General features: G+C 74.8%; 22 protein-coding genes and 1 pseudogene. 7 read left to right on the top strand and 16 right to left on the bottom strand.

Annotation, left to right across the window (positions count from 1 at the left end; translation table 11 throughout):
* Positions 1 to 66 precede the first annotated feature (66 nt).
* The 5 genes and pseudogenes from AB0H28_RS03650 to AB0H28_RS03630 all read right to left on the bottom strand — a co-directional run.
* Positions 67 to 1,671, bottom strand: a complete 1,605-nt coding sequence (locus AB0H28_RS03650; protein WP_358033596.1) for a carboxyl transferase domain-containing protein — start codon at positions 1,669 to 1,671, stop codon at positions 67 to 69.
* Complete coding sequence (locus tag AB0H28_RS03645) at positions 1,668 to 2,837, bottom strand: acyl-CoA dehydrogenase family protein (RefSeq protein ID WP_358033593.1); 1,170 nt, start codon at positions 2,835 to 2,837, stop codon at positions 1,668 to 1,670. Before AB0H28_RS03645 ends, AB0H28_RS03650 begins: the two co-directional genes overlap by 4 nt.
* Entirely contained in the window at positions 2,834 to 4,513 is a 1,680-nt protein-coding gene (locus AB0H28_RS03640; protein WP_358033590.1) for an acyclic terpene utilization AtuA family protein, read from the bottom strand. The genes AB0H28_RS03645 and AB0H28_RS03640 overlap by 4 nt, the downstream gene beginning before the upstream one ends.
* The gene (locus AB0H28_RS03635) at positions 4,510 to 5,304 is read right to left on the bottom strand and encodes a TIGR03084 family metal-binding protein (protein WP_358033587.1); all 795 of its coding nucleotides are present in this window, start codon (positions 5,302 to 5,304) and stop codon (positions 4,510 to 4,512) included. Before AB0H28_RS03635 ends, AB0H28_RS03640 begins: the two co-directional genes overlap by 4 nt.
* 166 nt (positions 5,305 to 5,470) lie before the next feature.
* Positions 5,471 to 6,034: pseudogene (locus AB0H28_RS03630) on the bottom strand (TetR/AcrR family transcriptional regulator); the annotation flags it as partial.
* 119 nt (positions 6,035 to 6,153) lie between these two features.
* On the opposite strand from AB0H28_RS03630, the gene AB0H28_RS03625 reads away from it, so the two are divergent.
* Positions 6,154 to 8,193 (top strand): DegT/DnrJ/EryC1/StrS family aminotransferase, encoded by a 2,040-nt coding sequence (locus AB0H28_RS03625; RefSeq protein WP_358033584.1) that lies wholly within the window; start codon positions 6,154 to 6,156, stop codon positions 8,191 to 8,193.
* Positions 8,194 to 8,206: 13 nt separating this feature from the next.
* On the opposite strand, the gene AB0H28_RS03620 is transcribed toward AB0H28_RS03625, so the two are convergent.
* From AB0H28_RS03620 to AB0H28_RS03590, 7 genes are all read right to left on the bottom strand, one after another.
* Positions 8,207 to 8,977 (bottom strand): class I SAM-dependent methyltransferase, encoded by a 771-nt coding sequence (locus AB0H28_RS03620; protein ID WP_358033581.1) that lies wholly within the window; start codon positions 8,975 to 8,977, stop codon positions 8,207 to 8,209.
* Positions 8,978 to 8,981: 4 nt separating this feature from the next.
* Complete coding sequence (locus tag AB0H28_RS03615; protein ID WP_358033866.1) at positions 8,982 to 10,049, bottom strand: radical SAM protein; 1,068 nt, start codon at positions 10,047 to 10,049, stop codon at positions 8,982 to 8,984.
* Between the two features lie 2 nt (positions 10,050 to 10,051).
* A complete protein-coding gene (locus tag AB0H28_RS03610; protein WP_358033579.1) occupies positions 10,052 to 10,837 on the bottom strand; it encodes a methyltransferase domain-containing protein in 786 nt (261 codons plus the stop codon).
* Positions 10,834 to 11,328 (bottom strand): hypothetical protein, encoded by a 495-nt coding sequence (locus AB0H28_RS03605; protein WP_358033577.1) that lies wholly within the window; start codon positions 11,326 to 11,328, stop codon positions 10,834 to 10,836. The genes AB0H28_RS03610 and AB0H28_RS03605 overlap by 4 nt, the downstream gene beginning before the upstream one ends.
* 2 nt (positions 11,329 to 11,330) lie before the next feature.
* Positions 11,331 to 11,792, bottom strand: a complete 462-nt coding sequence (locus AB0H28_RS03600) for a hypothetical protein (RefSeq protein WP_358033575.1) — start codon at positions 11,790 to 11,792, stop codon at positions 11,331 to 11,333.
* 70 nt (positions 11,793 to 11,862) lie between these two features.
* Positions 11,863 to 12,603, bottom strand: a complete 741-nt coding sequence (locus AB0H28_RS03595; RefSeq protein ID WP_358033572.1) for a metallophosphoesterase family protein — start codon at positions 12,601 to 12,603, stop codon at positions 11,863 to 11,865.
* Positions 12,604 to 12,870: 267 nt separating this feature from the next.
* Positions 12,871 to 13,548 carry a Crp/Fnr family transcriptional regulator gene (locus AB0H28_RS03590; RefSeq protein WP_088976469.1) on the bottom strand — a complete coding sequence of 226 codons (678 nt, stop codon included), beginning with the start codon at positions 13,546 to 13,548 and terminating at the stop codon, positions 12,871 to 12,873.
* Between the two features lie 175 nt (positions 13,549 to 13,723).
* On the opposite strand from AB0H28_RS03590, the gene AB0H28_RS03585 reads away from it, so the two are divergent.
* The 6 genes from AB0H28_RS03585 to AB0H28_RS03560 all read left to right on the top strand — a co-directional run bounded on the left by AB0H28_RS03585 (position 13,724) and on the right by AB0H28_RS03560 (position 19,102).
* Positions 13,724 to 14,386, top strand: a complete 663-nt coding sequence (locus tag AB0H28_RS03585; RefSeq protein WP_358033569.1) for an adenosylcobinamide amidohydrolase — start codon at positions 13,724 to 13,726, stop codon at positions 14,384 to 14,386.
* A gap of 107 nt (positions 14,387 to 14,493) precedes the next feature.
* Positions 14,494 to 15,720, top strand: a complete 1,227-nt coding sequence (locus AB0H28_RS03580; RefSeq protein ID WP_358033567.1) for a CapA family protein — start codon at positions 14,494 to 14,496, stop codon at positions 15,718 to 15,720.
* A gap of 59 nt (positions 15,721 to 15,779) precedes the next feature.
* Complete coding sequence (gene nth, locus AB0H28_RS03575) at positions 15,780 to 16,559, top strand: endonuclease III (protein ID WP_358033564.1); 780 nt, start codon at positions 15,780 to 15,782, stop codon at positions 16,557 to 16,559.
* Positions 16,556 to 17,161 (top strand): TlpA disulfide reductase family protein, encoded by a 606-nt coding sequence (locus AB0H28_RS03570; RefSeq protein ID WP_358033562.1) that lies wholly within the window; start codon positions 16,556 to 16,558, stop codon positions 17,159 to 17,161. Before nth ends, AB0H28_RS03570 begins: the two co-directional genes overlap by 4 nt.
* On the top strand, positions 17,158 to 17,847 hold the full coding sequence (locus AB0H28_RS03565; RefSeq protein WP_358033560.1) for a CoA pyrophosphatase: 690 nt from the start codon (positions 17,158 to 17,160) through the stop codon (positions 17,845 to 17,847). Before AB0H28_RS03570 ends, AB0H28_RS03565 begins: the two co-directional genes overlap by 4 nt.
* 76 nt (positions 17,848 to 17,923) lie before the next feature.
* Entirely contained in the window at positions 17,924 to 19,102 is a 1,179-nt protein-coding gene (locus AB0H28_RS03560; protein ID WP_358033557.1) for a MarP family serine protease, read from the top strand.
* A 31-nt stretch (positions 19,103 to 19,133) separates the two neighbouring features.
* On the opposite strand, the gene AB0H28_RS03555 is transcribed toward AB0H28_RS03560, so the two are convergent.
* The 4 genes from AB0H28_RS03555 to eccCa form a co-directional block, all read right to left on the bottom strand.
* The gene (locus AB0H28_RS03555; RefSeq protein ID WP_358033554.1) at positions 19,134 to 19,859 is read right to left on the bottom strand and encodes a phosphatase PAP2 family protein; all 726 of its coding nucleotides are present in this window, start codon (positions 19,857 to 19,859) and stop codon (positions 19,134 to 19,136) included.
* Between the two features lie 30 nt (positions 19,860 to 19,889).
* Complete coding sequence (locus tag AB0H28_RS03550; protein ID WP_358033551.1) at positions 19,890 to 20,684, bottom strand: phosphatase PAP2 family protein; 795 nt, start codon at positions 20,682 to 20,684, stop codon at positions 19,890 to 19,892.
* A gap of 39 nt (positions 20,685 to 20,723) precedes the next feature.
* Positions 20,724 to 22,016 (bottom strand): type VII secretion-associated serine protease mycosin, encoded by a 1,293-nt coding sequence (gene mycP / locus AB0H28_RS03545; RefSeq protein ID WP_358033548.1) that lies wholly within the window; start codon positions 22,014 to 22,016, stop codon positions 20,724 to 20,726.
* A 118-nt stretch (positions 22,017 to 22,134) separates the two neighbouring features.
* Positions 22,135 to 26,091 carry a type VII secretion protein EccCa gene (gene eccCa / locus AB0H28_RS03540; protein ID WP_358033545.1) on the bottom strand — a complete coding sequence of 1,319 codons (3,957 nt, stop codon included), beginning with the start codon at positions 26,089 to 26,091 and terminating at the stop codon, positions 22,135 to 22,137.
* Positions 26,092 to 26,150: the final 59 nt, after the last annotated feature.

The raw sequence follows: 26,150 nt of genomic DNA, 5'->3' as shown, positions 1-26,150 counted from the left end.
GCGCTGAGCCTGCCTTTCGTTCGCGACTGCGGGACTCCGCTTCGCTGCGTTCCTCGCGCTCACTGGTCACATCCGGAAGACGCCGAAACCGTCGGCGCCCCTCACCGGTCCGTTGTGGATTGCCGACAGGCAGAGCCCGAGGACGGTACGGGTGTCGCGGGGGTCGATCACCCCGTCGTCATAGAGCCGGCCGGAGAGGAACAACGCCCCGGACTGCGACTCGATCTGCTGCTCGACCATCATCCGCATGGCCGCGTCGGAGTCCTCGTCGTAGTCGCGTCCCCGCGCGGCGGCGGCCTGCCGGGCCACGATCGACAGCACGCCCGCCAACTGCGCCGGCCCCATCACCGCCGACTTCGCGTTCGGCCAGGTGAACAGGAACCTCGGCTCGTACGCCCGACCGCACATGCCGTAGTTGCCGGCGCCGTAGGACGCGCCCAGGTTGACGGTCAGGTGCGGCACCGTCGAGTTCGACACCGCGTTGATCATCAGGGCGCCGTGCTTGATGATGCCGCGCTGCTCGTACTCGGTGCCGACCATGTAGCCGGTGGTGTTCTGCAGGAAGACGAGCGGGGTGTCGGCGGCGTTGGCGAGCTGGATGAACTGGGTCGCCTTCTGCGCCTCGGAGCTGAACAACACGCCCCGGGCGTTCGCCAGCACGCCGACCGGCCAGCCGTGCAGCTCGCCCCAGCCGGTCACCAGCGCGGTGCCGTAGCCGGGCTTGAACTCGTCGAACGCGCTGTCGTCGAGCACCCGGGCCAGGACCTCGCGCGGGTCGAACGGCACCTTCAGGTCGGCGCTGGCAATGCCGAGCAACTCCTCCGGGTCGTGCCGGGGTGGCAGTGGATGGAGGGTGCGCGGCGGCGGGCCGCCCTTGCGCCAGTTGAGCCGGCGTACGCACTGCCGGGCCAGCCGGATCCCGTCCCGTTCGTCCTCGGCGAGGAAGTCGGCCAGGCCGGACGTGGTGGCGTGCATCGCCGCGCCACCGAGTGACTCGTCGTCGGTGACCTCGCCGGTGGCCATCTTCACCAGCGGCGGCCCGGCCAGGTAGACCTGCGACCGGTCCCGGATCATGATGGTGAAGTCCGACATGCCGGGCACGTACGCGCCGCCGGCCGTGGCGTTGCCGAAGACCACGCTCACCGTGGGGATCTTCGCCTTGGAGAGCCGGGTCAGGTCGCGGAACACCCGCCCGCCGGGAATGAAGATCTCCGCCTGGGTGGGCAGGTCCGCCCCGGCCGACTCGACCAGGTTCACCATCGGCAGCCGGTTGGCCAGCGCGATCTCGCCCGCCCGCCGGGTCTTCGCCAGCGACCACGGGTTGATCGCGCCGCCGCGTACCGTCGGGTCGTTCGCCACGATCAGGCACTCCACGCCCTCGACCACGCCGATGCCGGTCACGGTGCTGGCGCCCACCGGGAAATCGGTGCCGTACGCGGCCACCGGTGACAGCTCCAGGAACGGGCTGTCCGGGTCGACCAGCAGCTCGATCCGCTCCCGGGGGAGCAGCTTGCCGCGCCCGTGGTGCCGGGTCACGTACTTCTCCCCGCCGCCGGCCCGCGCCTGGTCCAGCGCCGCGTCCAGCTCGGCGAGGCGCTCCAGCAGCGCCTCCCGGTTGGCCGCGAAGGCGGGGGAGGTGGTGTCGATGGCGGTGTCGAGTGTGCTGCTCAAAGGCCCATGCCCTTCGCGATGATCTCGTTCATGATCTCGGTGGTGCCGCCGCCGATGCCGAGGATGCGGGCGTCCCGGTAGTGCCGCTCCACCTCGGCGTCGCGCAGGTAGCCGAACCCGCCGTGCAGTTGCAGCGCGGCGTCCACCACGAAGTCGCAGGCGGCCACCGCCACGTTCTTCGCCATCGCCACCTCGGTCACCACCGGCTGCCCCCTGGCCACCCGCTCGGCCACCTCGTGCACGTACGCGCGGGCCGCCTCGGCGCGGGTGTGCATCTCCGCCAACCGGTGCCGGACGACCTGGCGGCCGACGAGCGGTCGGCCGAACGTGGACCGGTCCCGGCACCACCGCACCGTCAGGTCGACGCAGCGCTGCGCGGTCGCGTACGCCTGCGTCGCCAGTGACAGCCGCTCGGCGGCGAACTGCTGCATGATGGCCAGGAAGGCGGTGTCCTCCGGGCCGACCCGGTTCGCCACCGGCACCCGGACGTCGGCGAAGGACAGCTCCGCGGTGTCCGAGCAGTGCCAGCCCAGCTTCTCCAGCCGCCGGCCCACGGTGAACCCGGGGGAGCCCTTGTCGATCACCAGCAGGCTCAGCGAGCCCGAACCGGGGAAGTCGGCGCAGACCGCGGTGGTCACGAAGTCGGCCCGGACGCCGCTGGTGATGTAGGTCTTGGAACCGTTCACCACGTAGTGGTCGCCGTCGCGCACCGCGCAGGTGCGGATGCCGGCCACGTCCGAACCGCCGTCCGGCTCGGTGATCGCCAACGCGCCGATCATGGTCCCGGCCAGCGTGGGCCGCACGTACTTCTCGATGAGATGCTGCGGACCGCCGGCGCCTGAGCCGGCCGGGTCGCCGCAGGCGGCGACGATGTGCGGCAGCGCGATGCCGTGCGTGAACAGCGCGGCGATCAGCCCGGACGAGCCACCCGAGCGGATGATCTCCTCGGTGACCACGATCGAGTCGAGCAGGTCGCCCCCACTGCCGCCGACCGACTCACCGAATCCGACACCGAGCAGGCCGATCTTCGCGGCGGTCTCGTGCAGCGACCGGGGCACCTCGCCGGCCCGCTCCCAGTCCGCCAGGTGGGGCAGCACCTCCCGGGTGACGAAGGCGCGGGTCAGCTCGCGAAGCTGGCGGCGTTCGGGGCTGTCCACGATGGTCACGCCGACATCTCCGCCGGCAGGTCGACCACCCGGGCGCGGAGCAGCTCGCCGAGCGCCTTGGCCTGCGGATCGAACCGGGTGGACGCGGCCACGCCCGGCCCCAGCAGTCCCCGGATCACGAAGTTGACCGCGCGCAGGTTCGGCAGCTCGTATCGCTCCACGGTCAGCGGGGCGGTCTCCGGCAGCAACTCGGCCAACCGCTGCACGGTGAGCCAGCCGCGCAGCCAGGACCAGGTGGCGTCCGTGCGGGCCCAGACGCCGAGGTTGGCGTCACCGCCCTTGTCGCCGGAGCGCGCCCCGACCACCTCACCCAACGCTCCGCGCCGGCTGCGGTGTAAGGAGGGGCCCCCGGTTAACGCCTGGTGCATAACAGGGGGCCCCTGCAAACCACCACCACGCACGGGCGGCGGCGGGATCGGCACGCGCTCGCCGGCGGGGAGCACCGCGACCTGGGCCACCGCGTCCTGTGGGATCGTGTCGGCGGTGAACACCCCGTACGGGGTGGCGTCGCCGGGCAGCGTGGTCAGTGTGCAGCCCGGGTAGGAGGCCAGCGCCAACTCCACCGCGGCCGCCGAGAACGCCCGCCCGGCCCGCGCCCGGTCGCCGTCGCGCAGGTGTACGTGCAGCAGCGCGCTCGCCGCCTCGGTGTCGGCGGCGTCCGGGTGGTCGGTGCGGGCCAGCGTGAACTCCAGCCCCTCCGGGCCGACCGCCTCCTCCACCTGGCCCCGGACCAGGGCCGCCTTGGCCGGGATGTCCAGCCCGCACAGGACGAACGTCATCGAGTTGCGGAAGCCGCCCAGGTTGTTGACGCCCACCTTGAGCGTGTCCGGCGGCGGCGTGCCGCGCACCCCGGAGACCCGGACCCGGTCCGGGCCCTCCTGCCGCAACCGCACCGTGTCCAGCCGGGCCACCACGTCCGGCCCGAGATAGTCCGGCCCGCCCACCTCGTACAGGAGTTGGGCGGTGACCGTCTCGACGGTGACCGCGCCGCCGGTGCCCGGATGTTTGGTCAGCACCGACGACCCGTCCGGGCGCAGCTCGGCGATCGGGAAGCCGGGGCGGTGCCCGCCGTCGGGCAGCTCGGTGAAGAAGCTGAAGTTGCCGCCGGTGACCTGCGCCCCGCACTCGATCAGGTGCCCGGCCACTGTCGCGCCGGCCAGCGCGTCCAGGTCGTCGCGGGTCCAGCCGAAGCGGGCGATGGCCGGGCCGACCGTCAGCGACGCGTCGGTGACCCGCCCGGTTACCACCACGTCCGCGCCCGCGTCGAGGCAGGCCGCGATCCCGAACGCGCCCAGGTACGCGTTCGCGGTGAGCGCGTCCGGCCGCCGGAGCGCGTCGCCCTCCACGTGCCCGACGCGCACGTCCAGGCCGAGCCGCGCGGCGAGCGACCGGACCGCGTCGGCCAGGCCCGCCGGGTTGAGGCCGCCGGCGTTGGTGACCAGGGCGACCCGGCGCTCCAGAGCGGTGCCGAGCACGCCCTCCAGTTGCCGCAGGAACGTCTTGGCGTAGCCGAGCGACTCGTCGCGCATCCGGTCCCGGCCGAGGATGAGCATGGTCAGTTCGGCCAGGTAGTCGCCGGTCAACACGTCCAACTCGCCGCCGTCGAGCATCTCTCGCCAGGCGGCGAACCGGTCGCCGTAGAAGCCGGACGCGTTGCCCACCCGCAGCACACTCATGGGTGCACCTCGCGCGTCGGCTCGCGCTTGCCGCCGGGCGGGCCGGCGAACGCCTGGGCCACGTCCAGCCACTCGTCGGCGACCGGCCCGACCGCGACCAGGGCCAGGTCGGCGCGGTGCCGGCGCTGGGTGACCAGCAGGCAGAAGTCGAGCGCCGGGCCGGTCACCCGGTCGGTCGCGTCCGCCGGCCCGAACGCCCAGACCCCACCGCCGGCGGGCGCGGCCAGCTCGACCCGCACCGGCGCCGCGGGCGTGTCGCGGCCGTGCGCGGCGAAGCCGTGCCCGAGGGTACGGAAACCGAGGTGGGCGACGTGCCGCAGCCGTGCGGTCGGGGCGCGGGTGACGTCGAGCGCGTCGGCGACATCCGCACCGTGCGCCCAGGTTTCCATGATCCGGGCGGTGGTCATCGAGGCCGCCGACATCCGGGTGCCGTACCAGGGCAGCTTCTCACCGGCCGGGGTGGCGGCGAGGGCCGCCGCGAGCGCGACCCGGCCGTCCCGCCAGCGGGTCAGCAGCGCGGCCGGTGGGGCGAGGAAGGACTCCGCTCCGTCGTCGACCAGCCGGGTCAGGTCGGGCGCGGACAGCACCGTGGCGTAGAAGGCGTCCGCGTCGGTGGCGGCGAGCCCGGCCACGTGGTCGGTCCAGGCCAGGTGGGCGATCTGATGCGCGACGGTCCAGCCCGGTGCGGGTGTCGGGCGCTCCCATCCGTCCGCCGGCAGCTCCGCGACGAGCGCGTCGAGCTGTTCGGACTCGACGGCCAGGTCCGCGAGCAGTGCGGTCAGGTCGACCATGGTGCCTCCGGGCGAGTCGTGCCGGTCAGGAGCTTCGGGTCTCGCCGCCGGGCGGGCCGGCGGTGAGCGGACCGATGTCGGCCCGCCGGGGTTCGGCCGCGCGGGCGCCGAGCGGGCCGGCGGCGTCGGGGGTGAGCAGCGTGGCGAGCTGGCGTTTCCAGGTGCGCAGCAGGGCGGCGCGGCGGGTCGAGTCGTCGCTGAGCAGGTTGGCCACGCCCAACCCGCGCAGCAGGTCGAGGGTGGCCTGCACCGCCTCGCGGACGCCCGGTCGACGCTCGTCGACGCCGAGCAGCTCGACGGTGAGGCGGTGCATCTCCCGGCCCACGGTGGCCTCCAACGGCACCAGCGCGTCGCGCAGCTCCGCGTCGGTGCGGGCGGCGACCCAGAGTTCGAGGGCGGCGACGAAGAGCGGCCCGGTGAAGGCCGCGCCGAGCAGGTCGATCACCCGGTCCAGTCGGCGCGGCCCGGCCGGCAGCGCGTCCGCCTCGGTGCGCAGCTCCACCGCCCGACGTTCGGCGAGGTGGGCGACGGCGGCGGTGACCAGGGCGGCCTTGGTGGGGTAGTGGTGCAACTGCGCACCCCGGGAGACCCCGGCCCGAGCGGCCACCACGGTTGTCGTGGTGCCGGACCAGCCGTGTTCCACCAGGCATTCGACGGTCGCCTCCAGCAGCCGGGCCCGGGTGGCGCGGCTGCGTTCCTGCTGCGGGACGCGGGTCGGTGCGGTGGACACGGGGACAGCCTCCCGCCCCGGAAACAAACAGTCAAGACTGACTTTTTCTGCGGCCGACATCCGACACCTCCGGCGGCGCGATTCCGCGATACTGTGCTGCGTTCACGGGGAGACACGACATGGATGAATTCGTGCTGGTGGGCGGTTCGGGCTTCCTGGGCACCGTGACCGCCGGGGCGCTGCTGGCCGCCGGCGCGCGGGTGACCACGGTGGACCGCCATCCGCCGGCCGAGCCGCAGACCACCGCCGGCCTCGACTGGATCCGCGTCGACCTGCTCACCGACGACCCGCCCGAGCTACCACCCGGAACCGTGGTGGTGCTGCTCGGCGCGAGCGAACCGCGCCCCCGGCGCCCCTGGACGCTGCCGCTGGACAACGCCCTCAGCACCGCCCGGCTGCTGCCCCGGCTGGTCGGCCGTCGGGTGGTGCTCACCTCGTCCGTCGAGGTCTACGGCGCGGCGGCCGGCCCGCTCTGCGAGGACACCACTCCCGAGCTGCCGTGGACCGTCGAGGAGATCGACGACTGGTGCGCGCTCGCCCGCGAGCAGGCCCGCACGCCCTGCCCGCCCTGGCGGGTCGCCCCGCTGGCCCGCGCCATGGCCGAGGCCGACCCCACCGGCCGCTGGACGTACGCGATGGCGAAGCTCGCCCAGGAACGACTCGTCACCGGCACGGTCGACCCCGGCCGGCTGACCGTGCTCCGACTCGCGAACGTGCTCGGCGCGGGACAGCACCGGGTCGCCACCCGACTGATCCACCGGGCCCGCCACGGCCAGCCGCTGCCGGTCACCGCCGACGCCGTACGCAGCTTCCTGCCCGCCGACGCCCTCGCCCGGCTGCTGCTCCACCCGGTCGGCCCGGGCGTCTGGAACGTCGGCGGGGCGCCGGTGCCGCTGACCGACCTCGCCACCTGGATCCGGGAGCTGTGCGGCTCGTCGGCACCGCTGCTGACCGTGCCCCGCCCGACGCCGGACAGCTCCGGCCTGGTGGTCACCGACAGGCTGGCCGCCGCCGGCCACCGGATCGGCCCGCTGCGCCCGCACCTGGCCGCGCTGGTCGCCGAGGTGGACGACGACCGGACGCCCCTGTTCCGCCCGCCGCTGCCGGTCGTCGTGCCGCCCCCGCCGGCCCGTCCCGAGACGGTCGCCGCCCGCCAGCAGGAGGCGCTGGCCAGCGGCGAGGTCAAGCACGGCAACCGGTGGACGCGGGAGCTGACCGAGCGGCTGGGCAAGGAGCTGGAACTCGACGGCGACCATCGGGTGCTGGTCACCGCGTCCGGCACCGCCGCACTGCGGATCATGGTGGCCGCCACCGTCGGCCCGGCCCGCCCCGGCGACGTGGCGGTGCTGCCGTCCTACACGTTCCCGGCGACCGCGGAGATCCTGGTCCAACTCGGGTACGCGCTGCGCCTCGTCGACGTCGACGCCGCGACCTGGACGCTGGCCCCGGACGCCGTCGCCACCGCCGTCGGGCAGGGCGGGGTGCGGCTGGTGCTCTGCGTCGACACGTTCGGCAACCCCTGCGACTACCCGGCCCTGCGGGCGGTCTGCGACCCAGCCGGGGTGGCGCTGCTGGCCGACTCCGCCGCCGCACTGGGCAGCCTGCACCAGGGGCGTCCGGTGGCACAGCAGGCGCTGGCCCACTCGTACTCGATGAGCTTCGCCAAGGTGGTCTCGGCCGGCGGGGCCGGCGGCGCCCTGGTGCTGCCCGCCGACGCCGCCGCGGCGGTGCTGGCCTCACCGGCCGGCTGGACCCGCTCCGAGCTGATGAACGAGCTGCACGCCGTCGTCGCCGTCGACCAGCTCGCCGAGCTGGACACCCTGGTCCGCCGCCGGGCCGAGGTGGCGGAGGTGTACGCGGACGCCGCCCGCACCCTGCCCGTCGAGTTCCAGCAGGTCCGCCCCGGCGACCGGCACTGCTGGGTGCACTGGGTGGCCCGGATCGCCGGCCGGGACCGGGTGGCCGCCGACCTGGCCGCCCTCGGCGTGCAGACCAAGCCCTACTTCGCGGCCGTGCACCGCGGCCCGCTCGGCGGCGGCGAGCGGCTGCCAGTGACCGAACGGCTGGACGCCGAGGCGTTGGCCCTGCCGATGTCGTCGGAACTCACCGCGGAACAGGCCGAACGGGTCGTCGCCGCGCTGCGCCGCTGCCTGCGCTGAGCCGACGCGGCTCTCAGACCGGGGCGCGGCGGCCGGTCACCAGCAGTTGCTTGCCGGCGTCGGCGAGAAGCGGGTCGTCGCCCAGCCGGCGCTCCAACGCCAGCAGCGCGTCCCGGTCGGCGGCCAGCCGCTCGGCCAGCCCCGCCCGGCCCAGCGGCCCGGCGCTGACCAGCAGCCCGGCACTGCGGACCTCCACCAGGCCGGCGGCGTCGAACGCCGCCTCCAGCCGGGCGCGGTCCAGCAGGTGTAGGTCGGCGGCCTGCCCCTCGGCACGCCAGACGCCCCGACGCCGGGCCAGCCGGTCCACCGCCTCGTCGCCCCGGCCGGCACCGACCAGCTCCAGCACCAGACCGACGAGCGAGTCGACGAGCACGGCCAACACCCCGCCCGGGCGCAGCCAGCCGGCCAGGTGCCGGACCGCGTCCTCGGGCTCGGCGGTGTATTGCAGGGAACCCATCGCCAGCACCGCGCCGGCCGTGGCGGGCAGCGTCACCTCGGTCATCGAGCCCTCGACCAGGGTGAAGCCGGGGCCGGGCGGGCGGCGGCGCAACTCGGCGACCATCCCCGGGGCCTGCTCCACGCCGGTCACCGGATGGCCCAGGTCGAGCAGCCGCCGAGCCCACCGGCCCACGCCGCAGCCGGCGTCCACCACCGGCCCGTCCGGCGGCAGCAGCACCCGCACCCGCTCCCACGCCAGATCGTCGTAGGCCCGCCGGTGCGGCACCGCGAAGTGCGCGTCGTAGTCGGGGGCCAGCGCGTCGTACAGCGGTTGGCTCGGGCGCATCGGCTCAGACAAGGCTGCGCCGCCCGCGCCGCCACTGCCGGTCGGCCAGGTAGGTGCCCGGCCGCCAGCGCAGGTTGAGGCTGTAGTTGCTGCCGCAGCCGACGCACTCCTTACGGAACAGTCGCGCGTGCTCGGCGCGGTATTCCGGGGCGTCGACGATCTCGGCGATCGGCCGTTGCCGGACCGAGGCGGTCGGGTCGTGCGCCCAGCAGCCGCCGACCTCCCCCCGGGAGTGCACCATCAGCTTGAGCTGCGACTCGGCGCAGGGCAGGTCACGCTGCACCAGATCGTCGAAGTGCCCGCGCAGGTAGCGCAGCTCCGAATAGCGCGGCAGCCAGCGCCGGTCGGCCCGGGCCATCGCCTCCAACCCGGCCAACGCCGCGTCGAGCCGGTCGCCGGCCACGTCGGTCTGCCCGGTGACCGCGTCGGTGCGGAACAGGAACGTCCGGTCGGTGACCAGGTTGAGATAGAGCGCCACGCCCAACTCCTGGGCCAGCGCCGCGATGCCGGGCAGGCTGTCCACGTTGTCCCGCATCACGGTGAAGTTCATCCGCACCTTGAGCCCGAGCCGGTCACGCTCCGCGATCAGGTGCCGCAGGTGCCGGGTCGTCGTCTCGAACGCGCCGAGCCGGCCCCGGATCCGGTCGTGCACCAACGCGGTCGGGCCGTCGACCGAGACGTTGAAGCTGCGTACGCCGGCGGCGAGCACCTCCGCCAGGACAGGCGGGGTGAGCCGGATGCCGTTGGTGTTCACATGGAGGTGGCGCACCCCCACCTCACGCGCGTACGCCATCAGGGTCACCGCGTCCGGCCGGATCAGCGGCTCACCGCCGGTGAAGTTGACCTTGTGGATGCGCAGCGCGACGAGTTGACGCAGCACGTCCCGCCACTCCTCGGTGGACAATTCACCCTTGGTGTTGGTGGTCCAACAGCCGCAGCTCGTGCAGCGCAGGTTGCAGTTGTCGGTGAGGAACAGCTCGGCGACCAGCGGCCGGACGTGCAGTCGGGGCGCGACCCGCTCCTTGACCGCGAGCCGACCGAAGAACCAGGCCAGTCGGGCGGTGTCGGCCATGCTCACGGGTGCCTCCGGGCGACGACGAAGAGGTTGGCCGAGCGGAACAGCCGGCCGTCGAGGTGGATGCCGCGCTCCAGCAGCCGGCGTACCGGCCCGCCGGTGAGCAGCGCCGGGATCTGCAACCACCGCCAGAACAGGTTGGCGCCGGTCACCGTGGTCGGCGTGAAGCCCGCCGCGTGCAGCAGGCGGAGCAGTTCCGCCGTGCGGTAGTTGGTGTGCCGGTCCCGGCCTACCGACATGTCGCCGCGCAGGTCGTCGGAGAGGTCGGCGAACCGGCTGTGCCACACCTGCGACCCGAACCGCCACGAATAGACCAGGCGGTGCAGCCGGGGAAAGTCGAACTTGGCGTTGTCGGGGTCGAGGAAGCTGAACACGTGCCGGCGCGGCACGGTGAGCACCAGCAGCCCGCCGGGGACGAGCACCCGGTGCGTCTCGGCGAGCAACGCGGCCTCGTCGGGCACGTGCTCCAGCACGTCGAGCAGGCTGACCGAGTCGAAACGGCCGTCGGCGAACGGCAGCGGCGCGCCGACCCGGAGCCGGTGCAGCGGCAGGCCCGGACGGCGGGCGGCCAGCCCGGCCAGGTAGTCCGGGTGCGGATCGGCGCCCTCGCAGGTCACCGTGCCGTGCTCGTGCAGCACGCCGAGGAAGTCACCGGGGCCGCAGCCCAGGTCGAGGTGGCGACCGGCGCGGCCGGCCAGCGCCGCCCAGGCGAACGCGTACCGGCGCAGCGGGTGGGTGGCGAACGGCGCGCCCGGCCGGCGGGTCGCCTCGTCGGCCCGGCTCACCGGACCAGCCGGGTGCAGAGCGCGTCGAGCGTCTCGGCGAGCCGTTCGCCGTCGACCGCGCCGGGCAGCGGTCGCTCGGCGAGCAGCCGCCGCTGCCGTTCGGGGTGCGCGGCCACCACCGCCGGCAGGTCGGCCACGTCCCACACCGCGACCACCCGCCCCGAGCGTTCCTCGTCGCGCAGGTAGGCGACCTGGTGGTCGTTGCCCATCTCGCCCCGTGCCGCCTCCCGGGCCACCGCGACCGGCACCCGGCCGAGCCGCTGGACCAGCCGGACGGTGTTCCCCGCATGGGTGATCACCAGCTCGGCGGCGGCCAGCCGTGCCCGCAGGTCGTCCAGGGGCAGGAACGCCTCGTGCGGGCACGGCGGCGTCACTGTCGAGGTGCCGGTCTGGACGAACACGTCGTGCGCGGCGCAGAGCGGCGCGACGGCGTCGACCAGGCGGTCGAACGGCCAGGGACCCATGCCGACGGTGACCAGGATGCGGGCCATGGTCAGTAGAGCTCCCCGATGAACACCGCGCGGGGGCGGGACGCCAGCAGGGCGGGTCGCTGCACCAGCACCGCGGCGGCGAGCCGGCAGCAGAGCCGGGCGGCGGCCCCGGCGGGCCCGGTCATATTGAACGTCTCCAGCCACAGCGACGGCACTCGGAGCAGACGGGCGGCGAGGAAGACGCCGACGGCCACCCCGGTGCCGGCCGACACCACCACGTCGGGTCGCTCCCGACGCACCAGCCGCAGGGCCCGCCACGTCGCCGGCAGCACCCGCAGCCGGGTGCGCGTCGACAGCTCGGGTTGCCAGTGCACCCGCTGCCCGGCCAGCGCCACCTCGGTGTCGGGGGCGCGGACCGCCACCCAGACCGGGTCGTGCCGCTCCCACCACGGGCGCAGGGCGAGCAGGTCCAGCAGGACGCCGCCGCTGCTGGAGACGAGGAGAATCCGGTACCGCCGGCCCATCACACCACGCTATCGCAGAGTCGCGGCCCGAGACGGCCCCGTCCAGCGTGGACGGTCGGCGCGCACCGCGTCAGCTGCCGTCCCGGGGGCCGAAGGCGGTGAGGGCGTCGAGGTCGGAGTAGCGCCCGCGTAGGTACTCGTCGACCCACCGCGCCGCCGCCGGGTAGCCGGACCCGGCGACCACCCGGGCGGCGGCATCCACGTCGTAGCGGGTGCGGCGCAGTTGCACGCCGGGGCCGAGCAGCGCCCACCAGGCGCCCGCGCCCCCGTACGGCATGCCGACACTGCCCGGATTGACCACCAGGCGACGGTCGACCAGCCGCGCGAACGGCATGTGGGTGTGCCCGCAGACCACGGTCCCGACCTCGGCCGGCAGGCCGGCGAAGACGTCGGCCCAGCGTGCCGGCCGGGAGTCGACGAGCACGACCTCCTCGTCGTCGCGCGGCGTCGCGTGGCAGAACAACACCTCGCCGAGGCCGGTGACCGGCAGCGTGAGGCGCTTCGGCAGCGCGGCCAGCCGGGCCACCTGGTCGGCGCGGAGCTGCCCGGCCGCCCAGTTGGAGACCTCGATCACCGACGGCTTCCCGGCCCGCGCCTCGACCAGCTCCCGGTCGGCGTTCCCGCCCACCCAGCGGGCGCGCTCGCCGAGCGCGGTGAGCCGGTCCAGCACCTCGACCGGCTGCGGGCCGGCGGCCAGGTCACCGGTGAGCACGATCAGGTCGGCGGCGGCCACGTCCGGCTCGGCCAGGACGGCGTCCAGCGCCGGCAGCACACCGTGGATGTCGGAGAGGACGGCGACGTGATCGACCATCGCCCCAGCCTGCGCGGGCCGGGATCACCCGTCCAGCGATTCTGCCCCCGGCAGACGACTCCACCTGCACGGCCTGCCGGCCCGGCCGGGTCCGGGGCGGAACCGCTCCGCCGGGGGCCGGAACGGGCTCGGCCCGGGCCCGGTTCGGGCGGAACGGGCTCGGCCCGGACTCGGTTCGGGCGGAACGGGCTCGGCCGGAGCCGGCCCGGACCGCGTGGCGGCCGGGCCGGGACGAATCGGAGCCGGGACGATCCGGCTAGGAGGGCGTCAGACGCGCGCGCGGCGGGCCAGCCGCTCCGGGTCGAGGATGATGATGCTCTTGCCGTCCAGCCGCAGCCAGCCACGGGAGGCGAAGTCGGCAAGCGCCTTGTTGACGGTCTCCCGGGAGGCGCCGACGAGCTGGGCGATCTCCTCCTGGGTGAGGTCGTGGGTGACCCGCAGCACGCCACCGTCGCGGGTGCCGAACCGGCCGGCCATCTGGAGCAGGTTCTTGGCGACCCGGCCCGGCACGTCCGTGAAGATCAGGTCGGCGAGCGAGTCGTTCGTCCGGCGCAGCCGGCGGGCCAGCACCCGGAGCAGCTGCTCGGCGATCTCGGGCCGGTTGTTGAGCCACGGCCGCAGCGCCTGCTTGCGCAACCGGACCAGCCGGGTGTCGGTGACCGCGGTGGCGGTCGCCGTCCGCGGGCCGGGGTCGAACAGCGACAACTCGCCGACCATGTCCGAGGGGCCCATCACGGCGATCAGGTTCTGCCGGCCGTCCGCCGCGCGGCGACCCACCTTGATCTTGCCGGACAGGAGGATGTAGAGGCTGTCGCCGGGCTCGCCCTCGTTGAAGACGACCTCACCCTTGCGGACGTCGATCGTCTCCATCTCCTTGGCGAGCGCCTCGGCAGCCTCCGGGTCGACACCCTGGAAGATCCCGCTGCGGGCCAGTACCTCGTCCATCGCGCACCTCCGCCTGCGCGTGCCGTCCGTCGGCCCGGGTCCGCCGTCCGCTGATCCCTCGCGCGCCGCCAGTCTAGGCGCACATGAGCAGGAATCGGAGGTGCACCCCTGGATCCCCGCCCTCCGGGCCGGGCCGGCACCACCCGTTCCCACCTGTGCTCGTAGGGTGACCGGCGTGCTGAGCGAGCCGACCCTGACCAGCCGGTCCGAATCCGGGTGGGACATCCCGCTGCTGTGCTGGCGGGCCGAGGCGCCGCTGCTGGCGGTCGGCTCCGCCCCGCTCGGCGGGGGGATCGGCGTGCGCCGGTGGGTGGTCAACGCGACGGTGCCGATGTCGTACGACCGGGACGACCCCGCCGCCCACCTGGCTGAGCTGGCCCGTGGCCTCGACCTGGTCGGGCCCGGCGTGGGGCTGCTGACCGGGGTGGACGTGACCGAGGTGGTGCGCCGGGCGGACAGCGGCGTGCGGGCCTGGGCGACAGTCGGCCTGGGCACCCCGGTGTGGGCCGCCGCGCCCGCGTCCGCGTCGCCCGCCCAGCGCGTCGGCACGGTCAACATCGTCGTGCACGTGCCCGCCCGCCTCGGCGACGCGGCGCTGGTCAACGCGGTGGCCACGGCCACCGAGGCGAAGGCGCAGGCGATCTGGGAGCTGGGGCTGCCGGCCACCGGCACCGCCACCGACGCGGTCACCGTGCTCTGCCCGGCCGACGGCGAACCGGCCCCGTACGGCGGCCCCCGCTCGGTCTGGGGCGCCCCGCTGGCCCGCGCGGTGCGCGCCGCCGTCCGGACCGGCGGCGCCGGCACCGTCGTGCCCTGGTCCGACCGGCGGGCCGGTTGACGTGCCCGGTAGGCCGGCCGACGTGCCTTGCCGACGACCGGCGGGTCGGATGTTTCCGGCCATTCGGCCCTCGTCGCGGTGATCCCGGCACGGTAGCGTCGCCGACGATGTACGCTCCCGCCCGCCCTCTGTCCCGGTCCCGCCGCGCCGCCGACCCGCACCCGGCCGTCCCCGGCCGGCGCGCTGCCGTCCCCGGCCCCCGCCTCGCCGCGCTCGCCGCGCTCTTCGCCGTCCTGCTCACCGCCGGCTGCTCCGGCTCCGGTGGGGACGACCCGCTCTGGCAGGCCGGGCAGGGCGGCGGATCGACCGGCTCGGCCGAGCCGGTGACCGGCGACCAGCCGGCGGCGTCCGACGAGCCGACCGAAACGTCGATCTCGCTCACCGCCACCGGTGACGTGATCATGGGAAACGCGCCGAACCGGCTGCCCCCCAACGGGGGCAAGGGCTTCTTCGACGACGTGAAGTCCGCGCTCAAGGGCGACCTGGTGATGGGCAACCTGGAGGAGCCGCTCACCGAGGACACCGGCGCCGGCAAGTGCGGCCCGAACCCGCAGAACTGCTACCAGTTCCGCGCGCCGCCCGGCTATGCGGCGCACCTGCGCTCGGCCGGGTTCCAACTGCTCAATCAGGCCAACAACCACGGCAACGACTACGGCCAGCAGGGCTACGAGAACACCCAGTCGGCGCTGGAGGCGCACGGGCTCAAGCACACCGGGGCGCCCGGCGAGATCACCGTGGTCGACGTCAAGGGCGTCAAGGTGGCGGTGGTCGGCTTCTCGTCGTACCCCTGGTCGAACAGCCTGATCGACCTCGACGCCGCCAAGCAGGTGATCGAGATGGCCAAGGGGATGGCCAAGCTCGTGGTGGTGCAGGTGCACATGGGCGCCGAGGGCGCCGACAAGACCAGGGTGAAGCTCGGCACCGAGACGTACGTCGGCGAGAACCGGGGCGACCCGATGCGCTTCGCCCGCGCCGTGATCGACGCCGGCGCCGATCTGGTGGTCGGGCACGGCCCGCACGTGCTGCGCGGCCTGGAGTTCTACCAGGGGCGGCTGATCGCCTACAGCCTGGGCAACTTCGCCGGTGGCGGGAAGTCGCTGAACAGCTCCGGCCGGCTCGGCTGGGGCGGCGTGCTCAAGGTGTCGCTCACCGCCGAGGGCCGCTTCGTCGGCGGCACGTTCACCTCGACGGCGATGAACGGCGTCGGACGGCCGTCGGTCGACCGGCAGGACCGCGGCCTCGGGCTGGTGCGCGAGGTGACCAGGGCGGACTTCCCGGACACCGGCGCGAAGATCGACGCCGCCGGGAAGATCAGCGCGCCGACGGGTGGCTGAGCGCACGCCGCCCGCGTCGCCCCACCGCGGCGTCGGCCCTCCGACGTAGGCTGGCCGGCGTGACCACGCGCTCCCCCGAGACCGACCTCGGCCGTACGCGTCGCGCCCGTCGCATCGGCCGGGTGCTGACCGAGACCCACCCCGACGCGCACTGTGAACTCGACCACTCGAGCGCGTTGGAGCTGGCGGTCGCCACGATCCTGTCCGCCCAGTGCACCGACAAGAAGGTCAACGAGGTCACGCCGAAGCTGTTCGCCCGTTACCGCTGCGCCGCCGACTACGCCGCGGCGGACCGCGTTGAGCTGGAGGAACTGATCCGGCCCACCGGTTTCTACCGCAACAAGACCAGCTCGCTGATCAACCTGGGTCGGGCGCTCTGCGAACGCTACGACGGCGAGGTGCCCGGCAGGCTGGTCGACCTCGTCACCCTGCCCGGGATCGGGCGCAAGACCGCGAACGTCATCCTCGGCAACGCCTTCGACGTCCCGGGCATCACTGTCGACACCCACTTCCAGCGGCTGGTGCAGCGCTGGCGACTGACCGCCGAGACCGACCCGGTCAAGATCGAGCACGCGATCGGCGCGCTGTTCCCCAAGCGCGACTGGACGATGCTGTCGCACCGGATCATCTTCCACGGCCGCCGGGTCTGCCACGCCCGCAAGCCGGCCTGCGGCGCGTGCACGCTGGCGAAGCTCTGCCCCGCCTACGGCACCGGGCCGACCGAGCCGGCCGCCGCGGCGAAGCTGCTGAAAGGCCCCCGCGCGCGGGACCTCGCCGCCGCCGTCGGCCTCGACCCTGACCTGGTGCCGCAGCAGGCGACCGCGGCGGACGTGCCGTGACCCGCCGGCTCGCGTTCCTGCTCGTCCCGCTGCTGCTGGCGGGCGCGGGCTGCACCGCCACGGCCGAGGAGTCGGCCGGCCCGCCGCCGGCCCCCCGGGCGGAACGCCCGTCCCCGTTCGCCGACTGCGCCCCGCTGACCGTCGCGCCCGCCTCGGCCGCGCCGTCGCCGGCCGGCAGGTCCGGCGACCCACTGCCCGACCTGACGCTCAACTGCTTCACCGGCGGCGCACCTGTCGAGCTGCGCGAGATCAAGGGCCCGGCCGTGATCAACGTGTGGGCCTCCTGGTGCCCGCCGTGTCGCAAGGAGCTGCCCGCCTTCCAGCGGCTCAGCGAACGGGCCGACGGCCGGTTCCAGGTGATCGGCGTGAACAGCCGGGACAGTCGCGGTGGCGCGCAGTCCATCGGCGAGGACTACGGCGTCGCGTTCCCGATGCTCGTCGACCAGGGCGACGCGTTCGAGCGCGCGCTCGAACGCAGCGCGTTCCCGATGACCGTCCTGGTCGGGGCCGACGGCCGGATCCGGCACATCGAGGCGACCGGCGCGCTGGACGACGCCCGTCTCGCGACGCTCGTCCGGACCCACCTCGGGGTGCGGGTGTGACCCGACGGCCGCCGGGATGGTTCGACCCGCTGCTGGGCCGGCTCGGCACCGCGCGCGCGGAGGACTTCACCCGGCTCACCACGCCGGAGAGCGGCGGCCGGGAGAGCGCCGTGCTGGTGCTGCTCGGCGAGGAGCCCGGCGCCGGGCCGGACGTGCTGGTCCTGCAACGCGCCGCGACGCTGCGCAACCACGCGGGCCAGCCGGCCTTCCCCGGCGGCGCCGCCGACCCGGAGGACGCCGACGCCCGCGCCACCGCGCTGCGCGAGGCGAACGAGGAGGTCGGGCTCGACCCGGGCAGCGTCACCGTGCTGGCCGAGCTGCCCCGACTCTGGATCCCGGTCAGCGACTTCGTGGTCACCCCGGTGCTCGCCTGGTGGCACGACCCGCACCCGGTGCACCCGCGGGAGCCGGCCGAGGTCGCGCACGTCGCCCGGCTGCCGGTCGCCGAGCTGGTCGACCCGGACAACCGGATGCGGGTCCGCCACCCCAGCGGCTGGATCGGGCCGGCCTTCTCCGCCCGCGGCATGCTGGTCTGGGGTTTCACCGCCGGCGTCATCGACACCCTGCTGGAGATGGGCGGCTGGACCCGGCCCTGGCCGCGCTCGCGGGTGGTGGAGCTGCCGCCCGTCGCCGCCCCCGCGCCGTCGGCCGGCACGGACGCCGCCGACGAGAGCCCGGTGCGCTGATCACCCGTGCGCATCCTCAGGTCACGTTCAGCGAGCGCTGAGCCGCCCCCGGGCCCGGTGCCCGTACCCTTGGGTCGTGTCCGCCGTGGATCTCGTCCTGCTCCTGCTCATGCTCGTGTTCGCGATCAGCGGATACCGTCAGGGCTTCGTCATCGGTGCCCTGTCGTTCTCCGGGTTCTTCCTGGGCGCGCTGCTCGGCCTCCAGGTCGGCCCGCTGATCGCCCAGCAGTTCGCGGCCAGCGGCACCCGGGTGCTGGTCTCCCTGGTGGCGATCTTCGGGCTCGCCGTGCTGGGCCAGGCCCTGGCCGGATGGCTCGGCTCCAACCTGCGCGCGGCCATCACCGGGCCGGCCGGGAAAAAGGTCGACGACATCGGCGGCGCGTTCATCTCTGTCGTCGCGGTGATGCTGGTGGCGTGGCTGGTCGCGGTGCCGCTGGGGTCCTCCTCGGTGCCCTGGCTGGCCGCCTCGGTCAAGAACAGCGCGCTGCTCACCGTGGTGGATCGGGTGCTGCCGGACCGGGCCCAGGAACTCTCCACCGCGCTGCGGGACACCGTCGACACCAACGGCTTCCCCGACGTGTTCAACGGTCTGGGCAGCACCAACGCCCGGCAGGTCGCCCCGCCCGACCCGGCGCTGGCCAACTCCCAGGTGGTGCAGAACAGCAAGCGGTCCGTGGTGAAGGTGCTCGGCTCCGCGCCGAGCTGCTCCCGCCGGATCGAGGGTTCCGGCTTCGTCTACGCCGACGACCGGGTGATGACAAACGCGCACGTGGTGGCCGGCACCCGCTCGGTGGCGGTGGAGTTGCGCGGCGAGCGCTACGACGGCGAGGTGGTCGTCTACGACCCGGAGCGGGACCTGGCCGTGCTGCACGTGCCAGGCCTGCCCGGGCCGTCGCTGCGCTTCGCCGCCGGGGCGGCCGCCAGCGGCGCGGACGCGATAGTGCTCGGCTTCCCCCTCGACGGCCCGTACGACGCCCGGCCGGCCCGGGTGCGCGACGTCGACCGGATCACCGGGCCGGACATCTACTCCTCCGGCGACGTGACACGGGAGATCTACACGATCCGGGCACTGGTGCGCAGCGGCAACTCGGGCGGTCCGCTGGTCTCCGCGAACGGCCTCGTACTCGGGGTGATCTTCGCGGCTGCCGCGGACGACCCGAACACCGGCTTCGCGGTGACCGCGGCCGAGGCGCGCTCGGTGGCGCTGACCGGCGCGGAGCGTACCCGAGGTGTGGCCACCGGCGACTGCACCTGAACCGGCCGGCTCCGGGTGGCCGGCGCGGCGGTCAGCCGCCCGCCGCGGTCGCGGCCGGCGCCACGTCGTCACCCGACCGGCCCAGCGGCATCTTCGCCCGGCCCCAGGTGAGCGTCCGGTCCAGCGCGGCCCGCGCCATGATGACCACGCAGGTGACGCCGTTGAGGAACGAGGCCACCACGTCACTCGGGTGATGCATGCCCCGGTACATCCGGGTGAGCGCCACCCCGACCGGCACCAGCACCAGCAGCGACCACCAGGCGGCCTTGGCCGGGGTGCTACGGGCCCGCAGCGCCAGCAGCAACGCCAGGCCGACGTAGAGCGCGGTCGCCGCCGAGGTGTGCCCCGAGGGGAAGCTGGAGGTGGGCGGGGAGGCGTCCATGTGCTCCACCGCCGGGCGCTGCCGGTCGATCACCATGGTGGTGAACAGGAAGATCAGCGCCTGGGCGGTCACCGCCGCGCAGAGGAAGATCGGCTCCCGCCAGCGGTGCAGCACCAGCCGCAGCACCAGCGCGGCCAGCACCGTCACCACCACGATCATCTGGGTGCTGGCCAGCGTGCTGAAGACCAGCGAAACGTCGTTCCAGCCGGGCGTCCGGTCGCCCGCGAACTCGCGGTTCACCCCGTCCTCCACGGTGAACGGCCAGGTGTGCGTGAACACCCGGGTGACCAGCAGACCCAACCCCACCATGACGGCGAAGAGCAGGGACACCGGCAGTAGGACGCGCCGGGCGATCTGGACCGCGACATCGAACATGAGCGGCCCTTTACCCCGGCGTGCCCGGCGCTACGCCCGCCGGCCCGGCGGACCCGGATCGGCCAGCTCCGGCTCGACCCCCTCCCGCAACGGGCGCACCGAGCGGTGACCCATCCCGGTCCGCCAGGTGGCGAAACCGGCCGCGGTGGCCGCGACCACCGCCACCCCCAGCACCCAGCCGCCCAGCACGTCGCTGGTCCAGTGCACGCCCAGCGCGATCCGGCTGAGCCCGGTCACCACGGTGAGCAGCGTCGCCGCGAGCCACAACGCGGCCCGCCCGGCCGGGCGGTGCCGGGCGAACGGCAGGAAGACCAGCAGCAGCACCCCGGCGGCCAGTGCCGCGTTCAGCGCGTGCCCGGACGGGAACGAGTAGCCGGCGGCCCGGGCCACCGGCTCCAACAGGTCCGGGCGGTGCCGGCCGACCAGCAGCTTGAGCAACGCGCCGAGCAGCCCGCCGACCACCATCGTGGTGACCACCCAGGCGGCCAGCCGCGGAGCCCGGCGCCGCAGCAGCCAGACCACCACCACCGAGGCGGCCACCCGCAGCGGGCCCGGCCCGAACACGTGCGTCCACACGGTCATCACCCGCACCCAGGCCGGATGCGCCAGCGCGTAGCCGTGGAACCCGTCGGCGACCGCCGCGTCCAGCCGGAGCAACGGCGGCCACGCCCCCAGCACCAGCAGCCCGAGCAGGGCGAACGGCACCAGCACCAGGATCGCCGCGGCGGCGGCCAGGGTGAGCCGTAGACCCAGCGAGTGGTCGGGGTCCAGGCGGCGGCTCCGCCAGGACCGGTCGCGGGTGGACGTGGGGCCGATCGTGTTCATGCGCCGTTCACTACCCCGGGCGGGACCCGGCCAGACCGGTCAGCGACGGGCCCGCCGGAATCGGCGCACCATCAGGGCGGCGCCGGTGAGCAGGGCGACGAACACGGCCAGGCCGGTCCAGAGCCGCTCCGGCGCGGACACCTCGGCCTGCCCCGCCGCGCGGGCCGACCATCCGGTCTTCCCCGGGCCGGCGAACGGGTCACCGCCCTGCCCCGCCGCCGCGGCCCGGGTGTCCGGCCCCTCGCCCGGCGCGGGTCCGAAACCCACCACGCCGGGGGAGGCGTTGTCGTCCAGCGGGTTCTGCCCCACCGCCGGCACGTCGGCGGTGAGCGCGGCCACCGGGTCGACCATGCCGTAGCCGAACCGGTCGTCCCGGCCGGTCGCGCCGAGATCACGGGCGGTGCTGATCAGCCGGTTGACCACGTCACCGGCGGTCATCTTCGGATATCCGGCCCGGACCAGGGCGGCCGTGGCGGCGACCAGCGGCGCGGCGAAGCTCGTCCCCTGCACCCGCCAGTAGCCGCCCCGCGACCGCGCGCCGTAGAGGGCGGTGGCTGGGGCGCTGAGCACCGTCTCGTGACCGGTGATCGAACCGGACCAGAGGTTCTCGCTGTCGCGGTCCAGGCCGGTGACCGCGAGCACGCCCGGCTCCCGGGCCGGGTACCAGACCTTCGTGGTGGTCGAGGTGGCCAGGTTGCCGGTGCAGGCGACCACCACCACGTCCCGGGCGAAGGCGTAGTCGAGCGCCGCCGCCAGGGCCGGGCTGTCACCGCTGCCGCCGAGCGACAGGTTGATCACCCGGGCGCCCCTGTCGACCGCCCAGCGAACCGCCTTCGCGATCACCAGGGCGTCGTCGTACCGGTTCTCGGCGTCCAGCACCCGGATCGGCAGGATCTTGGCATCCGGCGCCAGCCCCACCACGCCCCGGTCGTCGTCGGCCCGCCCGGCGATCAGCCCGGCCACCGTGGTGCCGTGCCCGACCGGGTCCGGATCGTCCGTGCCGGCCGGTGCGACCAGGTCGAGGCCGGGCAGCACCTGGCCGGCCAGGTCGGGGTGCGAACCATCCACCCCCGAGTCGATCACCGCGACCACCACGCCGCGCCCGGTGGACGTCCGCCAGGCGGTCTTCGCCCGCAACTCCGCCAACTGCCACTGCTCGTCCCGGACCTGATCGGTGCGGAGCACCCGGTCCGCGGGAGACCAGGACGGCGCCCGGACGGCGACGGGAGCGGAGGGCGCGGCGTGCGCCGGTGACGCCGGCGGACCGGCCGTGACGGCCAGCGCCGCCGCGGCGGCGAGCACTGCCCGCCCGGCCAGACGCCGGGGCGGCACGTCGGGAAGTCCCTGCCGATCCCTGGTCACATTCCCCAGCCATTCCGTCGCTTCCGACACATGCTGCTCGGAGATTACCGGTTGTCCCGGCCGTCACGGGGCAACTCCGCGGACCCGCTCACCCGGGCGGGAGATGAGCCAACTGCACCAGACGCACGCCCTCGCGACGGGTGACCAGGCGGGCCCGGCCCGGGGGCAGCGGCCCGGCCTTCACCTGACCGACGAGCGGCCCCTCCTCCGGGCCGCCCGACATCACCAGACCGGCCGTGGACAACTCCCGCAACCGCTGGATGATCGGCTCGTACGCGGCCCGGCCGGCGCCGCCGGAGCGCCGCGCCAGCACCAGGTGCAGACCGACGTCCCGGGCGTGCGGCAGGTGCTCCTCCAGCGCGCGCAACGGGTTCGTCGGTCCGCCGGCCACCAGGTCGTAGTCGTCGACCAGCACGAACAGCTCCGGCCCGGTCCACCACGACCGGGCGCGCAACTCGGCCGGGGTCACCTGGGGGCCGGGCTGCCGCCCGTGCAGGTAGCCGGCCGCCGACTCGATCAGCTCGGCGGTGTGCGGCGCGGCCGTGCCGTAGCCGATCAGGTGCGGCGTCTCGATCGCGCCCATCAGGCTGCGCCGGTAGTCGACCAGGATGATCCGGGCCTGTTCCGGCGTGAACCGGCCGACGATCGAGGTGGCCAACGCGCGCAGGAACGACGACTTGCCGCACTCGGCGTCGCCGAAGACCACGAAGTTCGGCTCGGTGGCGAAGTCCAGCACCACCGGGGACAGGTCCGCCTCGGCCACCCCCACCGGGAACGCCAGCCCGCCGGTCGCGCTCTGGTCCAGCTCGGCGTACGGCAGCACCGGCGGGAGCAGCCGCACCCGGGGCGCCACCGGACCGGTCCACCCGCCGGCCACCGCCTTGACCAGGTCGCCGGTCTCGCCCTCCGGGCCGGCCGTCCGGGACTGCGCGGTGAGGAAGTGCAGCCCGCCCGCGGTGATCCCGCGCCCCGGCCGCTCCTCCGGCACGGTCGCCGCCAGCGCGCGCTTGGCCACCACCGAGTCGGACGGGTCACCGAGGCGCAGCTCCAGCCGGGAGCCGAACAGGTCGCGGATCGCCGGCCGGAAGTCCGACCAGCGCAGCGCGCTCGCCACCACGTGCACCCCGTACGCCAGCCCCCGGGTCGCCAACTCGGTGACCAGTGGCTCCAGGTCCTCGTACTCGCCGCGCAGCGTGTTCCAGCCGTCGACGACCAGGAACACGTCCCCGAACCGGTCGGCCCCGGCCGCCGCGCCCACGCCGGTCGCGGCCCGTCGCCGGCGCCAGGCCGCCATCGACTCCACCCCAAACTCGGCGAATCGCCGCTCCCGCTCGGCGAGCAGGCCGGCGACCTCACCGACGGTACGGCGGACCGCGGTGCCGTCGGTCCGCCCGGTGACGCCGCCGACGTGCGGCAGGTCGCGCAGCGCGCCGAGCGTCCCGCCGCCGAAGTCGAGGCAGTAGACCTGCACCTCGGCCGGGGTGTGGGTGAGCGCCAGCGCGCAGATCAGCGTGCGCAGCAGGCCGGACCGGCCGCTGCGGGTGGTGCCGACCACCGCGACGTGCCCGGCCGCGCCGTCCAGGGCCAGCCACAACAGGTCCCGCCGCTGCTCGAACGGCTTGTCCACCACGGCCACCGGCACCTGCAACGCGCCGTGCAGCTCGGGGTTGGCCACGGTGAGCCCGCGTAGCGGGTCGGCGCCGAGCGGGCCGAGCAGCTCGTCGAGCGTGGGGGAGGCGTCCAACGGGGGCAGCCACACCCGGTGTGCCGGCGGGCCCTGCCCGGCCAGCCGGTCGACCATGAGATCGAGCAGCGTCCCGCCGTTCTCCTCCTCGTCTCCGGGCACGGCCGGCGCGGCCGGTCGGGGCGCCGGCGCGAGGTGGGTCGAGAACGCGAACACCCGTGCCGCGCCCCCGCCGGCCGCGCCCGCCGGGCCGGGGCGGCGACGGACCGCACCGGAGACGTACGCGGCCTTGAAGCGGACCAGCGGGTCGGTGCCGGAGCGCAGGTAGCCGTGCCCCGGGCTGCGGGGCAGCTCGTGCGCGTCCGGCACGCCGAGCACCGTCCGGGACTCCAGCGCGGAGAACGTGCGCAACCCGATCCGGTACGACAGGTGGGTGTCCAGCCCGCGCAGCCGTCCCTCCTCCAACCGCTGGCTGGCCAGCAGCAGGTGCACCCCGAGCGACCGGCCCAGCCGGCCGATCTGCACGAACAGGTCGATGAAGTCGGGCTTGGCGGAGAGCAGCTCGGAGAACTCGTCGCAGATCAGCAGCAGCGACGGCAGCGGGGCGAGCGGGCTGCCGGCCGCCCGGGCCCGCTCGTAGTCGCGGAGGCTCGCGAAGTTGCCGGCCCGGCGCAGCAGCTCCTGCCGGCGCATCAGCTCGCCGTTGATGGCGTCGACCATCCGGTCGACCAGGGGCAGCGCGTCGGCCAGGTTGGTGATCACGGCGGCGGTGTGCGGCAGCCGCTCGAACGGCGCGAAGGTGGCGCCGCCCTTGAAGTCGACGAGCACGAAGTTGAGCTGCTCCGAGCTGTGCGTGGCGGCCAGCCCGAGCACCAGCGTGCGGAGCAGTTCCGACTTGCCCGAGCCGGTGGCGCCGATCAGCAGCCCGTGCGGGCCCATGCCGTCCAGCGCCGACTCCTTCAGGTCGAGCTCGATCGCCCCGCCGTCGGCGCCCACCCCGATCGGCACCCGCAGCCGGTCCCGGGCGGCGCGGGGCGTCCAGCCCTGCTCGGCGGTGAAGCTTTCCGGGTCGCCGAGGCCGAGCAGCTCCGGCAGGCCCGGCTCGGCGCCGGGCGGCGCGTCCGGCCCGCGCGCGGTGCCGGCCAGCCGCAGCGGCGCGAGCCGCCGGGCCACCGCCTCCGCGTCGGCCGGTGCCAGCGCGTCGGCGACGCCCACCTCGGCGGGCCCCTCCGCCGAGTGCGAGTGCAGCCGGCCGTCGACCAGGTCGAGCAGCAGGGCGTAGCGGTCGAGCAGCCGGGGCGGCGGGGTGTCCAGGTCGAGCACGGTGACCGCGTCGATGCCGCCGTCACCGGCTAGGTCGGCCGCCCCGGTCAGATCGCCCCCGTCGAGCACCACCACCACGTGCGGCCCGTCGGTCGCCGGGCCGTGCGGGCTGAACCGGGACCGGCTGCCGAGCACGTCGCCGAGGAGCCGTTCCAGGTCGGCGGCGGAGCTGGCGACCAGGCGCACCGGGCCGAGCGCGTCGGTGCGGGCCGGATGGTGGGCGTGCGGCAGCCACTTCACCCACTCCCACCCCTCCCGGCGCTCCGGCCCGGCGCAGACCGCGATCAGCAGCTCGTCCGGGGCGTGGAAGACGGCGAGCTGGGTGAGCACCGCCCGGGCCAGCGCCTGCGCCTGCGGCGAGCCGGACCCGCGCACCGCCCCGGCCGGGCCGCGCACGAACACCCGGGCGAAGCTGCGCAGCGACAGCGCCACCGGCAGGTCCGGCACCACCGAGTACGCGTCCAGGAAGCGCCGCAGCGCCCCCGCGGTCATCGGCTCCAACTCCTCCAGCGGCCGGGTGAACGGCGGGACCAGCGGGGTGGCCAGGGTCTGCGGGCCGACGCCGACGCGGACCACGGCGAAGTCCGGGTCGCCGGGGCGGCGTTCCCACACCCGGTGGCTGTCGACGGTGGACCAGAGCCGCCCGGGCTCCGGGTGGCGGTAGGCGAGGCCGGCCCGCTGGGCGCCGGCGGTCTCCCGGACCCGGCGGCGCAGTGCGGCCAGGTGGCGCAGGTATTCCCGGCGGGCGGCCATCAGCTCGGACTTCTTCGGGCCGGCGTTGCCCCAGGTGGTCACCAGCATCGCCAGCGACGAGAGCCCGAACATGCCGCCCACCGCGTACGAGTAGGCCCCGCCGCCCCGGCCGAACATCATCGCCATGGCCACCGTGCCGCCGAGCATCGGCAGCACCAGCAGCGCCTGCTGCCAGCGCCCGCCGGCCGTGGCGGGGATCTCCGGCGGCGCCTCGACGGGCAGCTCGCCGACCGGGATCTCCGGGGCCGGGCGGCGCGGTGGCCGCTTGATGACGACAGTGGACACGGAGCCTCCCATGGCTCTCGGTAACCCGAGCCTGGCTCATGGTAGGTAAAGTCCTCTCG

This window comes from Micromonospora sp. NPDC050980 (genome assembly GCF_040653835.1).
Taxonomy (GTDB): domain Bacteria; phylum Actinomycetota; class Actinomycetes; order Mycobacteriales; family Micromonosporaceae; genus Micromonospora.
The sequence above is the reverse complement of the archived record's forward strand: the minus strand, read 5'-3'. Positions and strand labels throughout refer to the sequence as shown.

Excerpts from the sequence above, each read along its gene's own strand:
- AB0H28_RS03640 (WP_358033590.1), bottom strand. The coding sequence starts at position 4,513 with ATGAGTGTGCTGCGGGTGGGCAACGCGTCCGGCTTCTACGGCGACCGG.
- AB0H28_RS03635 (WP_358033587.1), bottom strand. The coding sequence starts at position 5,304 with ATGGTCGACCTGACCGCACTGCTCGCGGACCTGGCCGTCGAGTCCGAA.
- AB0H28_RS03625 (WP_358033584.1), top strand. The coding sequence starts at position 6,154 with ATGGATGAATTCGTGCTGGTGGGCGGTTCGGGCTTCCTGGGCACCGTG.
- AB0H28_RS03620 (WP_358033581.1), bottom strand. The coding sequence starts at position 8,977 with ATGCGCCCGAGCCAACCGCTGTACGACGCGCTGGCCCCCGACTACGAC.
- AB0H28_RS03615 (WP_358033866.1), bottom strand. The coding sequence starts at position 10,049 with ATGGCCGACACCGCCCGACTGGCCTGGTTCTTCGGTCGGCTCGCGGTC.
- AB0H28_RS03605 (WP_358033577.1), bottom strand. The coding sequence starts at position 11,328 with ATGGCCCGCATCCTGGTCACCGTCGGCATGGGTCCCTGGCCGTTCGAC.
- AB0H28_RS03600 (WP_358033575.1), bottom strand. The coding sequence starts at position 11,792 with ATGGGCCGGCGGTACCGGATTCTCCTCGTCTCCAGCAGCGGCGGCGTC.
- AB0H28_RS03595 (WP_358033572.1), bottom strand. The coding sequence starts at position 12,603 with ATGGTCGATCACGTCGCCGTCCTCTCCGACATCCACGGTGTGCTGCCG.
- AB0H28_RS03590 (WP_088976469.1), bottom strand. The coding sequence starts at position 13,548 with ATGGACGAGGTACTGGCCCGCAGCGGGATCTTCCAGGGTGTCGACCCG.
- AB0H28_RS03580 (WP_358033567.1), top strand. The coding sequence starts at position 14,494 with ATGTACGCTCCCGCCCGCCCTCTGTCCCGGTCCCGCCGCGCCGCCGAC.
- AB0H28_RS03555 (WP_358033554.1), bottom strand. The coding sequence starts at position 19,859 with ATGTTCGATGTCGCGGTCCAGATCGCCCGGCGCGTCCTACTGCCGGTG.
- AB0H28_RS03550 (WP_358033551.1), bottom strand. The coding sequence starts at position 20,684 with ATGAACACGATCGGCCCCACGTCCACCCGCGACCGGTCCTGGCGGAGC.